The organism is Kribbella sp. NPDC056951 (assembly GCF_042674205.1).
GTDB classification, from domain to species: Bacteria; Actinomycetota; Actinomycetes; order Propionibacteriales; family Kribbellaceae; genus Kribbella; species Kribbella yunnanensis.
In genome coordinates, this window is the sequence record NZ_JBHUQZ010000012.1 from 141246 (window position 1) to 155297 (window position 14052).

14 protein-coding genes are annotated in these 14052 nt (G+C 67.8%); 9 read left to right on the forward strand and 5 right to left on the reverse strand.

Going from position 1 to position 14052, the window contains the following annotated elements:
- Positions 1-17: 17 nt before the first annotated feature.
- Positions 18-506: a PH domain-containing protein gene (locus tag ACFTSF_RS33845; protein WP_380158717.1), complete on the forward strand. Its 489-nt coding sequence runs from the start codon at positions 18-20 to the stop codon at positions 504-506.
- Positions 503-1843, forward strand: coding sequence for a PH domain-containing protein (locus ACFTSF_RS33850; protein ID WP_380158719.1), 1341 nt, complete (start codon positions 503-505; stop codon positions 1841-1843). The genes ACFTSF_RS33845 and ACFTSF_RS33850 overlap by 4 nt, the downstream gene beginning before the upstream one ends.
- Here the strand turns inward: ACFTSF_RS33850 and ACFTSF_RS33855 are convergent.
- Positions 1840-4671 carry a BTAD domain-containing putative transcriptional regulator gene (locus tag ACFTSF_RS33855; RefSeq protein WP_380158720.1) on the reverse strand — a complete coding sequence of 944 codons (2832 nt, stop codon included), beginning with the start codon at positions 4669-4671 and terminating at the stop codon, positions 1840-1842. The two genes, ACFTSF_RS33850 and ACFTSF_RS33855, sit on opposite strands and share 4 nt — an antisense overlap.
- Positions 4672-4696: 25 nt before the next feature.
- Entirely contained in the window at positions 4697-5092 is a 396-nt protein-coding gene (locus ACFTSF_RS33860) for a nuclear transport factor 2 family protein (RefSeq protein ID WP_380158722.1), read from the reverse strand.
- Between the two features lie 99 nt (positions 5093-5191).
- On the opposite strand from ACFTSF_RS33860, the gene ACFTSF_RS33865 reads away from it, so the two are divergent.
- The gene (locus ACFTSF_RS33865; protein WP_380158724.1) at positions 5192-6073 is read left to right on the forward strand and encodes a hypothetical protein; all 882 of its coding nucleotides are present in this window, start codon (positions 5192-5194) and stop codon (positions 6071-6073) included.
- A gap of 55 nt (positions 6074-6128) precedes the next feature.
- Positions 6129-7049: a hypothetical protein gene (locus ACFTSF_RS33870; RefSeq protein ID WP_380158726.1), complete on the forward strand. Its 921-nt coding sequence runs from the start codon at positions 6129-6131 to the stop codon at positions 7047-7049.
- Here the strand turns inward: ACFTSF_RS33870 and ACFTSF_RS33875 are convergent.
- Entirely contained in the window at positions 7010-7882 is an 873-nt protein-coding gene (locus tag ACFTSF_RS33875; protein WP_380158727.1) for an SAM-dependent methyltransferase, read from the reverse strand. The genes ACFTSF_RS33870 and ACFTSF_RS33875 overlap by 40 nt on opposite strands.
- A complete protein-coding gene (locus tag ACFTSF_RS33880; RefSeq protein ID WP_380158729.1) occupies positions 7879-8436 on the reverse strand; it encodes a 2'-5' RNA ligase family protein in 558 nt (185 codons plus the stop codon). Before ACFTSF_RS33880 ends, ACFTSF_RS33875 begins: the two co-directional genes overlap by 4 nt.
- Before the next feature lie 84 nt (positions 8437-8520).
- On the opposite strand from ACFTSF_RS33880, the gene ACFTSF_RS33885 reads away from it, so the two are divergent.
- Genes ACFTSF_RS33885 through ACFTSF_RS33905 form a run of 5 tightly spaced genes read left to right on the forward strand, consistent with a single transcriptional unit; the run spans position 8521 to position 13488 of the window.
- Positions 8521-9366, forward strand: coding sequence for a Rossmann-like and DUF2520 domain-containing protein (locus ACFTSF_RS33885; RefSeq protein WP_380158731.1), 846 nt, complete (start codon positions 8521-8523; stop codon positions 9364-9366).
- On the forward strand, positions 9363-10190 hold the full coding sequence (gene panC, locus ACFTSF_RS33890) for a pantoate--beta-alanine ligase (RefSeq protein WP_344149991.1): 828 nt from the start codon (positions 9363-9365) through the stop codon (positions 10188-10190). Before ACFTSF_RS33885 ends, panC begins: the two co-directional genes overlap by 4 nt.
- A 22-nt stretch (positions 10191-10212) precedes the next feature.
- A complete protein-coding gene (locus ACFTSF_RS33895; protein ID WP_380158733.1) occupies positions 10213-11877 on the forward strand; it encodes an L-aspartate oxidase in 1665 nt (554 codons plus the stop codon).
- The gene (nadC, locus tag ACFTSF_RS33900) at positions 11870-12724 is read left to right on the forward strand and encodes a carboxylating nicotinate-nucleotide diphosphorylase (protein WP_380158735.1); all 855 of its coding nucleotides are present in this window, start codon (positions 11870-11872) and stop codon (positions 12722-12724) included. Before ACFTSF_RS33895 ends, nadC begins: the two co-directional genes overlap by 8 nt.
- Positions 12724-13488: a type III pantothenate kinase gene (locus ACFTSF_RS33905; protein WP_380158737.1), complete on the forward strand. Its 765-nt coding sequence runs from the start codon at positions 12724-12726 to the stop codon at positions 13486-13488. The genes nadC and ACFTSF_RS33905 overlap by 1 nt, the downstream gene beginning before the upstream one ends.
- On the opposite strand, the gene ACFTSF_RS33910 is transcribed toward ACFTSF_RS33905, so the two are convergent.
- Entirely contained in the window at positions 13485-14042 is a 558-nt protein-coding gene (locus tag ACFTSF_RS33910; RefSeq protein ID WP_380158739.1) for a carboxymuconolactone decarboxylase family protein, read from the reverse strand. The two genes, ACFTSF_RS33905 and ACFTSF_RS33910, sit on opposite strands and share 4 nt — an antisense overlap.
- Positions 14043-14052: the final 10 nt, after the last annotated feature.

The following is a 14052-nucleotide window of genomic DNA, read 5'->3' on the forward strand; positions in this document are numbered from 1 at the left end:
CGTGACAGGCTGGGTGTGTGGACGACCTCTTTGCACCCTCCGATGTCAGCTGGACGCCGGTGTCACCGCAGCTTGCCTCGGTCCGGCGAGTCAGTGCGGCGATCACGGCCGGAGTGTTCGGGATCGCGGTGCTGCTCGCGCTCGGACTGACCCTGAGCTGGCTGTACGGCGTACTCGGGCTGGTCGTGGTCGCGGCCCTGTTCGGCTGGTCGTGGGTGCTGATCGGCCGCAACCAGCGCTCGTGGAAGTACGCCGAGCGCGAGGACGAGCTGATGGTCAGCCACGGGATCCTGTTCCGCGAACTGATCGTGGTGCCGTACGGGCGGATGCAGTTCGTGGACGTGGCCGCCGGGCCGCTGGAGCGCGCGTTCGGGATCGCCACGGTCGAGCTGCACACGGCCACCCCGGCGACCGACGCGAAGATCCCCGGTCTGCACCCGGATGAGGCCGCCCGGCTGCGGGACCGGCTGTCCGCTCTCGGCCAGGCACAGGCGTGGGGCCTGTGACAGAGCCGACCCCGCCCCCAGTGGTCGAGCAGATGGGTGCACGCCTGCACCCGCTGACGCCGTTCGTGAAGGGCTGGGGTTACTTCGTCGTCGCTGCGGTCGCCCTGGTCAACAACGAGGGCCTGCGCAGCAATCTGGAGGTCGCCGGCATCGGACTGGCCGGCGTACTGGTCGGTGGCATCCTGCTCGGCGCACTGTCCTGGTGGTTCACCAAGTGGCAGCTGACCGACGAGGCGATCCGGGTAGACAGTGGCTTCCTGTTCCGGCGGACCCGGATCATCCGGTTCGACCGCATCCAGGCGATCGACGTGGCGCAGCCGTTCGTGGCCAGGCTGTTCGGCATGGCCGAGCTGCGGATGGACGTAGCCGGCGGTGGCAAGAGCGACGGCAAGCTGAGCTACTTCAAGTACGCCGACGCCGGCCAGCTCCGCACCATCTTGCTGGTCCGCGCCAAGGGCGAGCAGGTAGCCGAGCAGCAGGACCAGGAGCAGCAGCACGAGGCCCCGCCGCTGCTGGTCGTTCCGACCAACCGTCTGCTCGGTGCGACCCTGCTGTCGTCCACAGTCCTCGGTAGCGCCGCCGCACTGATCTGGCTGATCGTCGCGACCATGGTGTTCGAGTTCCACGTCGGTCTGTTCGCCGGTCTGCCGCTGCTGCTCGGTGTGGTCCAGCCCATCTGGAAGCAGGTCGTCGGCAACCACGGCTTCACCCTGTCCCAGACCGACCATGGACTGCGCACCAAGCGCGGCCTCTTCGACGTACAGCGCCAGACCATCCCACCGGGGCGTGTGCAGGGTCTGCTGATCACCGAGCCGCTCATCTGGCGCCTCCTGGGCTGGTCCCGGGTGGAGCTGGACATCGCAGGTGTCGCAGGCAGCAAAGAGGACGGCGAAAGCGAGAACGAGGGCGCACAGCTGCTCCCAGTCGGCGAGCGCGGTGAGGTGGCCGCAGTCCTGGCCCGTGTGCTCCCCGGCTTCAACCTGGACGCCATCGACCTGCAGCGCGCCCCTGAGCGCGTCAAATGGCTCCGCCCGATCGGCTGGCGCTACCTGGCCTACGGCGCCGACGAGCAGGTCTTCGTCACCACCAACGGCTGGATCAGCCGCCGTACGTCGATCGTCCTGCACCACAAGACCCAGTCCGTCCGCCTCACCCAGGGCCCCATCCAACGCCGCCTCAACCTGGCCGACGTCCACATCGACACCCCTCAAGGCCCCACCAACGCTGTAGCCCTACACCGCTCCGCTGAGGAAGCCGCCTGGCTGACCCAGGCTCAAGCCGACCAGGCCCGCCAAGCCAGACAGGCCATCGAAAGCACCCGCCCCGACCAGTCCTAGGCAGTCCCGACAGCCTGAGCGGTCCGCTCGAACAGGCTGTATGTCTCAGGCCAGGTGAGCGCCTGGCCTTGGCGGACAGCATCGAGGTGCTGCGGATCGTCGGCGAGTGCCTCGATCTGGCGCGCGACTGACAGGCGGTAGACCTTGTGGCGGGAGGCATCGAGACCCAAGCGCGCGGCCTGGTGATCGAGGGCCGCGTAGAGCGTGACAGCTGTGTTCGCCGGGATCAGGCCAGGCAGTGCGACGATCCCGGCGTACATCGAGTACATCGCATCGGCAACGCACCACTGGTCGCGATAGATGGTTGCCGCAGCCAGGGCCCAGGAAACCGCGTCCGTAGGGCGCGCCGCAGACAGATTGGCCCAGGCCAGGTAGAGCGCGGAGGCAGCGGTGCCCATGACATACCCGCACTCTTCGCTGCGTTCGATTGCCGTCTTGATCAGGGCAATGCCGTCGTCGATCTGGCCACGCATCAGTGCGCAGGTCGCGTCGACCTGCAGCGAGGCGCACCGAACCCAGTCGTCGGTACGTTCGTCTGCAGCCTCCACGTGCAACTGCTTGGCTACCAGGTCGGTCGTCTCGAGGTCGCCGCTCTCGGCTGCGGCGACTGCCTGGTTGACGAGAACTCTCTGACGCAGTTCTCGGACGGCTGGTGTCGAACCGGTCAGCAGGCCGGGGAGGACCGCCATACGTTGGAGAGCGCCCTCTGGGTCACCCACGTGGAGTCTGCCGATTCCCAGGGTGAGTATTCCTGCGGCGCGTCTGACGAGGGGTGCCTCGGGTGCCGCATCCAGTGCGGCCCGGATCAGCCGGACCGCCTCTGTCCAGGCGCCAAGGCTCAGCCACGCCCAGCTCATGTCGGTCGCGGTGGCGAGTGCGGCGGCCGGGGCATGGGTGAGGTCGTGGGTGATCCCGGCGACGATGTTGGCGCGCTCGAGGGCCATCCCGCGGCCTATCTCACCGGCGCGGGGACCCACCCGTTGCCAGGACCGGTCGGCGACGTACGTACGCACCCAGCGGGCATGCGCCTCCAGGGTCGCGGCTGGGTCGGTGTCGAGGTCGCGGCAGTGCCGACGGATGGTTTCGAGCATCCGGTAGCGCGTAGTGCCGTCGCTGCGGTCGACTGTGAGCACAGAGCGGCCGAACAGCCCAGCGAGCATGGAGAGTGTCGCGCCAGGCCTGCTCTGGACGGCCTCTGCCGCTTGCCAGTCGAAGCCGCCTTCAAACGGCCACAGGCGGAGTAGGAAGCCCCGCTCGGTGTCATCGAGTTGCTCGATGCTCCACTGGATCGCTGCGGCCAGCGAAGCGTGCGGTGAGGTCGAGCCACGCGGTGTGGATCCGAGGACGTCGACCCGGTCGTGCAGCCGCTCTGCAATCTCTGCGAGCCCGAACGCCCGCTCGCGGGCTGCCGCCAGCTCAATGGCCAACGGCAGTCCGTCCAGCGACGTACAGATGCGCCTCGCAGATTCGCGGTCAGCGGCCGACGGCGACCAGCCGGCGCGAGCAGCGGTAGCCTTGTCCAACAGCAGCTGTACGGCAGGGCCGTCGGCGCCGCGGGCGTCGACTACCGCCAGTGGCTCTACCGGCAGGACGTGCTCGCCGTCGAGGCCGAGTGCTTCGCGGCTGGTCGACAAGATCCGCAGATCGGGACAGGACGGCATCAGAGCGAGGACCAGCTCGCCGACGGCGTCGACGATGTGTTCGCAGTTGTCCAGCAACAGCAGGCACGAGCGGTCGCCGAGGGCGCGGGTGATGGCATCGATCGGCTCTGCGCCGCCGCGGCTGACTCCCAGAGTGCCTGCGACCGAAGCGGCGACGGTGTTCACCACATCGTTGGACTCCTGGATATCAGCCAGGCGAACCGGGCGGATGTCGAGTCCGTCGCTCTGTACGGCGTACTCGATCGCCAGTCTGGTTTTACCGACACCGGCAGGACCCACGAGCGTGACGAGTCGCTCCCGGGACATGAGATCGTCCAGGACGCGGAGCTCGCCGGTGCGACCGATCAGCGGCGAAGCCGGTCCACTGATTTCGTGGCTGGGCGTTGTTCGCGATCTGGGGGCCGATGCGGCGCTCCGAACTGCCGGGTCGATCAGGAGCAGACCTGGATCGTGGTCGAGCATGCGGCGTTCCAGCTCGCGCAGCGCTGGGCCAGGTTCGACACCGAGCTCGTCGACCAGCAGACCGCGGACCTTGCGAAGCTCTGCCAAGGCTTGGGCCTGCCGGCCCGAGCGATACAGCCCGAGCGCGAGCAGTTCCCAACGCCGTTCCCGAAACGGTGCTTCGGCGACAGCTTCGGTCAGCAGCGTGATGGCATCGGTGGTGGCGCCAAGCGCAAGCCGAGCGGCCGCCAGCTCCTCGACGGCCACCTGCCGGAGCTCGACCAGCCGTGAGCGTCCGCCGGTGGCGCTCACGGATTCGGCCAACTCGGGCCACGGATTGCCGCGCCACAGGTCAAGCGCGGTCAGCAAGGTCGGCAGCCGCTCCGCAGGCTGTTGCGTAAGCGCCTGTTCGACCAGCTCGGTGAAGACTGCATGGTCGGTGCGGCCGCCTATCAGGGCGTAGCCATTGGCAGTGCGGTCGATGAACCGCCGTCCGGCCGGTCCGAGCGCAGTGCGCAACCGGGAGACCACCACACGCAGCGAGGGCGGAACCGCGACCGGAAGGCTGTCGCCCCAGACCTGTTCTGCCAGCACGTCGTCCGGAACCGCGGCGCCGTCCGCGCAGGCGAGAGCCGTCAACAACCGATGCGGAACCCGCCCACCGACATCGACCGTCACCCCGTCGAGCTCGACCACGAGTGGCCCCAGGTCACGACAATGCAGCACCTGTTCAGCGTAAGTGAGTCGTGCCTCAAGCGGCGAGTGCGGCAAGCATCGCGGGGACATCCACCAGCACCTGGAACCGGACGATCCGTTGCTCCCGCAGCGTGATCAGATGGCTCTCGCGAGCCCGGAACCGGGCGCCGCTGGCCCGCACCGTCCCGACCGTGTAGCCGATCTCGACGATCGTGTCGCCGGCGTCGAACACGTCGTCGACCTCCAGCCTGGCGTCCAGGTAGCCGTTCAGCTTTCCGAGGAACTCGAAGAAGCCGTCCGGCCCGAGGTAGCGGCCCCCCCACGGCAGCTGCTCGGACTGGGTCATCACGACGTCCGGTGCGAGGTAGGACCGGATGGCGTCCAGGTCGCCGCGGCCGTAGGCCTCGTACAGGTTGGTGACGAGCTGGACGTTGGACAACTGCTCGGACATCGGCACTCCTCGAGTGGTTCGTTGCTGACTCGGAGAGCGTCTCGGGTGGCCGTTTCACGGGGCTTACAACTTTTGTGGCCTAGTCCGCATCAAGTGGGTATGAGGACATACAAACGAGCTGCTGCGGTAGCGGCGTCGGTGGTACTGCTGGGAAGTGCGGCTGTGGCGGCCGGGGGTACGGCGGCCGTGGCTGCGCCGGCGGCGGCCTGTACGGGGTCGCTGTACTCGATCGATGGTGCCGGTGACTGGAAGGTCACCGATGTCAGCGGGACGAAGCCGCCGACCAGTGCTAGTGGTCAAGCTCAGCACCTGTTCCCGGCCGGTGCCGCGAAAATCGCTTCGCGCTGGAACTGGGGGCCGGACGTCGCCGGTTCGTCGTACTCCGGGTACGTCGTTCTCGGGTCGACGTTGAACCAGTCGGTCTATTCGTACTCGGAGGAGACCGGCCAGTGGGAGCACAACCTGACCAAGATCGCGGATGGGTGGGACAAGTTCACCATGGTGGAGGAGTCGTTCGTTTCGTCCACCAGGAATGCTCGGTACGGCCTGCGGAACGACGGTGTGCTGTTCCGCTGGACATCCGGTTGGAACACCGTTGCGTCGGCGCCGGGGTTCGCAGGGGTCAAGGCGATGACGCTGATCAGCCAGACCGCCAGCTATGACACGTTCCTGGCCACCACCAAGGCCGGTGCGCTCCAGACGATTCGCATTCCGACCACTGCGCCGCTGAAGCCGGTCGTGAAGACTGTGCGGGGTTCCACCTGGCAGGGCTTCGAGACGCTGGTTGCGGACAAGTGCGGCACGGGCACACTGCTCACTGCGATCGACCGGGACACCAACTCGGCGTACGTGTACTCGATCGGTCACGCGACCGGTACGACCACTCCGATCACCAACCTGGGCAAGCTGTCCACGAGTTTCGCCGACCCGGTCTACTCCCGGTTCAGCACCGACGACGATCTGCCGCTGGCCGGCGAGTGACCGAGCTGACAGAAGCGGCCGCAACTTGTTGCGGTCGGCCCGCATCGTGATGGATATGGAGACCAAGGACGTGTTCAAGCGCGCCGCAGCGGTAGCGGCATCCGGAGTGCTGGTGGGAAGTCTGGCTGTGGTGACCGGCGGGACGGCGAACGCTGCGGTGACCGGTGTCGCGGCTGAGCCGTGCCATGTGTCGATGCACGCGGTCGCCGAGACCGGCAAGCGGTCGTTCCCGAGCGTGGTCGGGTGGACGCCGCCGGCGCTCAGCCGCGGCGGGTACGCGCCCACGTTCACCTCGGGCACGCCGAAGATCGCGTCGCGGGTCAACTGGGGCGCCGATCCGGGCGGGTCGTCGATCGTCGGCTACGTCGTACTCGGGTCCAGCCTGTACCGGTCGGTCGACATCCACACCGACGGTGAAGGCGGTGGGACGGGCGAGTTCGAGCACACGGAGACGAAGATCGCCGACGGCTGGGACAAGTTCACGATGATCGAGGAGTCCTGGGCCGGGACGACGCCGACCGCACGGAACGCGCGCTACGGGCTGCGGAACGACGGTGTGCTGTTCCGCTGGACCAACGGCTTCAAGACGGTCGCCTCGGCGCCCGGGTTCACCGGGATCAAGGCGATGACGCTGATCAGCCAGACTGCGACGTACGACACCTTCCTGGCCAACACCAAGGCCGGGGTCCTGCAGACGATCCGGATCCCGACCACGACGCCGCTGAAGCCGGTTGTGAAGACGGTGCGCGGTTCCACCTGGCAGGGCTTCGAGATGATGGTCGCGGACCGGTGCGGGACCGGTGTGCTGCTCACTGCGATCGACAAGGACACCAAGTCGGCGTACGTGTACAAGCTCGGTCACGCGACCGGCACGACCACACCGATCACCAACCTCGGCAAGCTGAACGAGCCGTTGGGTGACGTGGCCTACTCGCGCTACACGGTCGACGCCACTCCGCCGCTCGCCGGCGAGTGACTGAGTACCCAGCCGAACGCTCCTAGGCCACTGCGGTCCAGGAGCTCAGCGGCCTCACCGGCTGTAGACAGGGCGGTCAGATAGCCGGTGGGGTCGCTGGTGGCTTGGGCGAGCGGCGGGCGGCGGGCCGAGACGCCCAGTTGGGTGAGGGCGTCGTACTGCGTCTGCAGGCTGCCGTTGACCGCGGCCGCCAGCGAGTCCAGCGCGACATGGGCCGTGATGTCACAGGTGCCGTCCAGCACGGGCTCGCACTCGCGGCCGCCGCGGAAACCCGTCAGGGTCCCGTACGGCGGTCTGTCGTCGGCTACATGCCCGTAGTCGATGGCCAGTGCGGTCCCGTGCTGGATGCGGTCGACCACGCCGGCCCACGCCTCGTCTCGGGGGAGCCCGATCTCGGCCCGGTCACCCGGCTCGCCAGGCCACCACTGCCGTAGCCACTCCAGATCGTTGCCCTTGACAACATCACCTGGTGTTAGTTCAGCGGTCAGATAATGCGGTACGCCGTCCTCGTCCCACTCGGCCAGTTCGCACGGGACGTTGTCGAGCCACTCGTTGGCCACGACCAGACCGGTCAGTTCGTCGGGCAGTTGGTCGTCCAGCTCGATCTCGACCACCTTGAGACCCTCGGCCCGCAGTACTCGGCCCAGCTCACCAGAGCCGGCGGCGATATCGGTCACCTGGTCAGCACCGACCTGATGCGCCAGCCGCGCGATTGCGCGACCGAACAGCTCGGACGCGTGCACTGACGTACGGAAGTGGGCTGCCGGCCGCTCACGCCGGTAGAAGCCTTCCGGGCCGTAGAGCGCCTGCTGCCAGGCGACGCGGTAGGTCATCCGCCCAGCGGGACGGTGCCGAACTGGCTCCACACGCCGTTCTTGTCCTCGCGCCAGAGGCCCAGCTCGGTCAGCCGGACCACGGGCGCTGGTTCGGCGTCCAGAGCAGCCTGTGCCTCGGCCACCACGGTCGGACCGCCCTGCTTGGACGACGAGACGGTCAGATGCGGATGTGGGTCCGCGAACTCACCGCCGTACGGCGGGCACTCGGGGAACGCTGCGTAGACGGTCGCCAGGAGCGCACGGACCGCATCGAAGGGCTCTGGTCGTAGCCAGGCGGTGCCGTTCGGGAACTGACCGGCCGTCGGGAAGCTGAGGTCGAACGGCTGCACGGCCCGGGTGACTGTCCGGAGCCGGTCCACATCGTCCTCAGTGGGCTCTACGACCCAGGGGACCAGCACGGTGACGTGCGGTGGGATCAGCTCGGTCAGCGGGACGTGTGGTCGCGCACTGGACCGTGACACCGAACGCCAGCGATCCGTGTACGCCGCCAGTTCGGGGACTGTGATCAGAATCGCGGTCAGTTCCGTGCGAGCGGCCCAGGCATCAGTCACCACACCATCCTCGCATCGCCTAGGCTGACTGGGAGCTCGTCTGGTACCCCGCCCGGGGACTGGAACGACGAAGAGAGTGAACAGATGGAACGGATCGGCTTGATCGGAGCCGGCCGGGCCGGAACCGCCCTGGGAGCAGCCATGGCGGCAGCCGGGTATCCCTTGGCCGGAGTCTCCGCGCGGTCGAGCGCGTCACGTGATCGCGCCGCCCGCCTCCTTCCGCATGTGCCGGTGCTGTCGCCCGAAGAGGTGACCGCCCGCGCTGACGTCGTACTGGTTGCTGTGCCGGACACTGCGATCGAAGCGGTTGCGCACAACCTTCCACTGACGACCGAGCAGTACGTCGTGCATCTGTCGGGTGCACACGGGCTTGCACCACTTCAGGGGCTCCAGGCGGTCCCGGTGGCGTTGCATCCGCCGATGACGTTCACCGGTGTGGACGCCGTTGAGCTGCAGGACGTGGTTTTCACCGCGACCGCGCCGGATGCTGCTCGTGAGGTCGTGGAGCGGTTGGTGAAGGCACTTGGCGCACAGGTCCAGTGGGTGGCCGACGAGGAGCGTGCGCGCTATCACGCCGGTGTGGTGCATGCCGCCAACCACCTCACCACCTTGCTGTCCCAGGCGTTCGCCGTACTGCGAGAAGCCGGTGTAGACGACCCTTCTGCAACACTCCGGCCACTCCTGACGGCAACCCTCGACAACACGCTGCGATCCGGTCATCATGCGCTCACCGGGCCGATCGCCCGGGGCGATGTCGACACAGTGGCAGCACATCTGGCAGGGCTGCACGGCCGCACAGCGAGCACGTACGCCGAGCTGGCGCGGGCGACGGTGGACCTGGTGGTGGCGGACGGACGGCTGGACGCGGGCACGGCAGCCCGGTTCGGCGAGGTGCTGGAGCGGTATCGGACAGGGGAGGCACCGCGATGAGACTGACCCAGACCAAGGCGGAACTGCGGGCGGCGACGGCGGTCCGGCCGCGCGCGGTGGTGATGACGATGGGCGCGCTGCACGAGGGACATGCGGCGTTGCTGGCCGAGGCGCGCGAACGCGTCGGCCCCGAGGGCAGTGTGGTGCTGACGATCTTCGTGAACCCGTTGCAGTTCGGGCCGACCGAGGACTTCGACCGCTACCCGCGCACGCTGGCCAGCGACCTGGCGATCGCGAAGAACGAGGGGGTCGACCTGGTCTTCAACCCGTCCCGCGACGAGCTCTACCCGAACGAGCCTTCGATCACCGTGCATCCAGGACCACTGGCCGACGAGCTGGAGGGGATGGTCCGGCCCGGCCACTTCGGCGGTGTCCTGACGGTGGTGTCGAAGCTGCTGCACCTGACCCAGCCAGATCTGGCGCTGTTCGGCGAGAAGGACTACCAGCAGCTCACCCTGATCCGCGAGATGGTGTGTGACCTCGATTGGAACGTCGACATCGTGCCGGTGCCGACAGTTCGCGAGCCCGACGGTCTCGCCATGTCCTCACGCAATCGGTATCTCGACGAGACCGAGCGTGACGAGGCGCTGGTCCTCTACCGCGCTCTCACGGCCGGTGCGAAGGCCGGTATGAACGGACCGGACGCCGTACTGGCTGCTGCGCACTCCGAGCTGGAGGCGGTTCCGTCGGTCAAGATCGACTACCTGGCCCTGCGTGCGCCCGACCTGGGGCCGGTCATCGGCCCAGGCGAAGCCCGCATGCTCATCGCTGCCCGAGTGGGTCAGACTCGTCTCATTGACAACATTTCCATCACGCTCCGATGAAATCGGTTGATACGGTCCTTGAATGACTGCCCCCGCTGTCCCGCAACGGCTGGCTGCACCTGAGCCGGGCTGGACCGACACTGTCGACGTAGTGGTGATTGGCTCGGGTATCGCCGGGCTGACCGCTGCACTCAAGGCCCGTGAGCTCGGGACCGTGCTGGTGGTGACGAAAGACGTTGTCGCCTCCGGCTCGACCCAGTGGGCCCAGGGCGGCATCGCTGCCGCGCTCAGCCCCGAGGACTCTCCGGAAGAGCATCTGCAGGACACCCTGGTCGCAGGGGCCGGACTGTGCGACCCAGACGCCGTACGGGCGCTGGTGACCGAAGGGCCTGATGCTGTACGGGACCTGATCGAGCTGGGGGCTCGGTTCGACACCCAGGCCAACGGTGAGATCTCGCTGACGCGTGAGGGTGGGCACCACCGCAACCGCATCGCGCACTCGGGCGGTGACGCTACGGGTGCGGAGATCGAGCGTGCGCTGGTCGCTGCGGTGAAGCGGGCGCCGGACATCCGCCTGATCGAGCATGCGCTCGTCATCGACCTGCTGCGCGCCGAGGACGGCGCTGTAGCCGGTGTGACGCTGCACGTGATGGGTGAGGGCCAGCTCGACGGTGTCGGCGCGATCCGCAGCCGCGTGGTGATTCTGGCCTCCGGTGGTCTTGGTCAGCTGTACGCCGCGACCACCAACCCCAGTGTCTCGACTGGTGACGGTATGGCGCTCGCCCTGCGGGCCGGCGCGAAGGTGCGCGACCTGGAGTTCGTGCAGTTCCACCCGACTGTGCTGTGGCTGGGTAAGAGCGCGAAAGGCCAGCAGCCGTTGGTCTCCGAGGCTGTCCGCGGTGAGGGTGCGTTCCTCGTCGACCACGAGGGCAAACGCTTCATGCAGGGGCAGCACGAGCTGGCCGACCTGGCCCCGCGCGACATCGTGGCGAAAGCGATCACCCGGCAGATGCTTGCCGCTGGCAAGGATCACGTGTATCTGGACGCCCGGCACTTCGGTGATGAGAAGTGGCGGGTGCGGTTCCCGACCATCCTGGCGTCCTGCCGCTCGCACGGTATCGATCCGGTCCGTGAGCTGATCCCGGTCGCACCTGCCTGCCACTACTCGTCGGGTGGCGTGTGGACCGACCTGAACGGGCAGACTTCGGTGCCAGGTCTCTATGCGTGTGGTGAAGTCGCGTGTACCGGTGTCCACGGTGCCAACCGGCTCGCCTCGAACTCCCTGCTCGAAGGACTCGTGTTCGCGCACCGCATTGCCACTCACCTGGCCAAGGGCCTTCCGGAGCTGCGGGAACCGGCTGTCGACACCCGCGTCCCCGGTCTGGTCGACGCGGACGTCGTACCGGAGTTGCAGCGGGTCATGACGGTCGGAGCCGGAGTGATTCGGAGCGCGTCCGGTCTGGCCGAGGCAGGTGCCGTGGTGGCCAAGCTGATCGAGCAGCCGGCCGGTGAGCCCGGCACTCCGGGCTGGGAGGCGACGAACCTGGTGACGGTCGCCTCTGCCCTGATCGCTGCCGGCACTGTGCGCGAGGAGAGCCGCGGCTCGCACTGGCGCGAGGACCACCCGGATCGCGACGACCAGCACTGGTCAGGCAATCTGGACCTGACACTGCTCGCTGACGGTGAGCGTGCCCGCCCCGGAGCGACCTTCGTTCCGCAGAGCAAGGAGAATCGGCAAGATGGATGACACCGTCGACCGGCAGTGGGTCGGTGACCTCGTGCGAGCCACGCTCGAGGAGGACCTCGCCGGTGGTGTGGACGTCACGACGACCGCCACGGTCGACCCGGACCAGGTCTCGGTCGCCGAGCTGGTCGCCCGGGCCGACGGCGTGGTCGCGGGGCTGGAGATCGCCGAACTGGTGATTCGGCAGGTCGCAGCCCCCGAGCAGGTCGAGCTGGAGTACTCCGTAGCGGATGGCGCGTCGGTACGGCGGGGTGACGTGCTGATGACGATTCGCGGCAAGACCCAGCAGCTGCTGATCGCCGAGCGCACGTCGCTCAACCTGCTCTGTCACCTGTCCGGTGTGGCGACGCTGACCAGGCGGTGGGTGGATGCGGTCGAGGGCACCGGTGCGGTCATCCGGGACACCCGCAAGACGATGCCGCTGCTGCGCTCACTCGAGAAGTACGCCGTGCGCTGTGGCGGCGGTAAGAACCACCGCATGGGTCTGTCCGACGCCGCACTGATCAAGGACAACCACGTGATCGCGGCCGGTGGCGTGGCTGAGGCGTTCCGGCTGGTGCGCAAGGCCTTCCCGGAGATCGCCGTCGAGGTCGAGGTGGACTCGGTCGAGGACGCGTTGATCGCAGTGGAGGCCGGTGCCGAGCTGATCCTGCTCGACAACATGGATGTCCCACTGCTGCGGGAGGCCGTCGAGAAGGTGGCCGGCCGCGCGAAGCTGGAGGCGTCTGGCGGGCTGACGCTCGACAGGGCCCGGGAGGTCGCCGAGACCGGTGTGAACTTCCTGGCGGTCGGTGCGCTCACGCACTCCGCACCGGTGCTGGACATCGCTCTGGACCTCAAGGCCGTCTGATGTTGCTGGCCGTCGCAGTCGAGAACACCAGGACCCTTGTGGGACTGGTGTTCGAGGGCACGGTCAAACGCCACTGGTGGGTCGGCACGGACTCCCGCCGTACGGCGGACGAGTGGGCGGTGCTGATCCAGGGACTGCTGACTGGCGAGGCCCCGGTGTCCGGGATCGCGGTCTGCTCCGCCGTACCGCAGGTGCTGCACGAGTTCCGCGACCTGGTCACGCGCTACTACCAGGACGTACCGAGTGTCGTGGTGGAGCCCGGTGTGAAGACCGGGCTGCCGGTGCTGGTCGACAACCCGCGTGAGGTCGGCACCGACCGGATCGCCAACGCACTCGCTGCGGTCCAGCTGTACGGCGCTCCGTGTCTGGTCGTCGACGTCGGTACGGCGATCACCATCGACGTGGTCAACCCGGCCGGTGCGTTCGCCGGAGGAGTGATTGCCCCCGGCATCGAGACTGCGACCGATGCACTGGGTGATGTGGCTGCCCAGCTCCGTCGCGTCGAACTGGTCCGGCCACGCACCCTGGTCGCCAAGAACACAGTCGAGGCACTGCAGTCCGGCGCTGTGCACGGTTTCGCCGCCATGGTCGACGGCCTGGTAGACCGGATTCGCACCGACCAGTCCTTCGCTCCGGACACACCCGTCGTACTGACCGGCGCCTTGGCGTCGCTACTGCTGCGCGACCTCGCGACACCGGTCCAGCACGAGCCCTTGCTCACCCTGCGCGGCCTGCACCAGGCCTACGCGCGCAACCACTCCTAGCTCGCGATCGGACGGCCGACCGTGAGTGCGGTCCGCAGGGTCTCCGGAAGCGCGTTGAAGACGGAGTCCGGCTGCGTGCCGGTGCCATCCAGTGTCTTGGAGAAGAAGCAGCGAGCCGCGGCAGCCAGCACGACATCCAGTACGTCGTCGTCGCCCAGCCCGACCGCCTTGAGCCCGTCCACGTCCTCCTGCGTGATGGTGTCCGCAGCGAGCGCGACCTTGCGGGCAAACGCCATCACTGCACGGTCCACTGGGTCCTCAGCGGTCTGACCGGCGAACTTGGCCACCTCATCGGCGGTACAGAAGTTGTCCGTGAGCACCTGCCCGTGCGCGAGGCTGCAGTAGCTCGACTTCAGCGCAGTGGCCGCGGCCAGCGTGGCGAGCTCGTAGCGGCGTAGGTCCATCGACGCCTTGACGGCGGCGTTGAGCTGGAGCCAGGCGTCGAAGACGGCCGGCCTGGCCGCGAAGGCCCTGACGTAGTTGGGCACGTGTCCCGCTGCAGCGCGATGCGTGTCGAAGAAGTCCTGGTTCTCGGGCACTGCGATGTAAACCATGGTGTTCCCC

What these genes read in the sequence shown, in the direction of transcription:
- ACFTSF_RS33910 (WP_380158739.1), bottom strand. Translation starts at nt 14,042, where the DNA reads ATGGTTTACATCGCAGTGCCCGAGAACCAGGACTTCTTCGACACGCAT.
- ACFTSF_RS33905 (WP_380158737.1), top strand. Translation starts at nt 12,724, where the DNA reads ATGTTGCTGGCCGTCGCAGTCGAGAACACCAGGACCCTTGTGGGACTG.
- ACFTSF_RS33860 (WP_380158722.1), bottom strand. Translation starts at nt 5,092, where the DNA reads ATGTCCGAGCAGTTGTCCAACGTCCAGCTCGTCACCAACCTGTACGAG.
- ACFTSF_RS33865 (WP_380158724.1), top strand. Translation starts at nt 5,192, where the DNA reads ATGAGGACATACAAACGAGCTGCTGCGGTAGCGGCGTCGGTGGTACTG.
- ACFTSF_RS33895 (WP_380158733.1), top strand. Translation starts at nt 10,213, where the DNA reads ATGACTGCCCCCGCTGTCCCGCAACGGCTGGCTGCACCTGAGCCGGGC.
- ACFTSF_RS33885 (WP_380158731.1), top strand. Translation starts at nt 8,521, where the DNA reads ATGGAACGGATCGGCTTGATCGGAGCCGGCCGGGCCGGAACCGCCCTG.
- panC (WP_344149991.1), top strand. Translation starts at nt 9,363, where the DNA reads ATGAGACTGACCCAGACCAAGGCGGAACTGCGGGCGGCGACGGCGGTC.
- ACFTSF_RS33875 (WP_380158727.1), bottom strand. Translation starts at nt 7,882, where the DNA reads ATGACCTACCGCGTCGCCTGGCAGCAGGCGCTCTACGGCCCGGAAGGC.
- ACFTSF_RS33870 (WP_380158726.1), top strand. Translation starts at nt 6,129, where the DNA reads ATGGAGACCAAGGACGTGTTCAAGCGCGCCGCAGCGGTAGCGGCATCC.
- nadC (WP_380158735.1), top strand. Translation starts at nt 11,870, where the DNA reads ATGGATGACACCGTCGACCGGCAGTGGGTCGGTGACCTCGTGCGAGCC.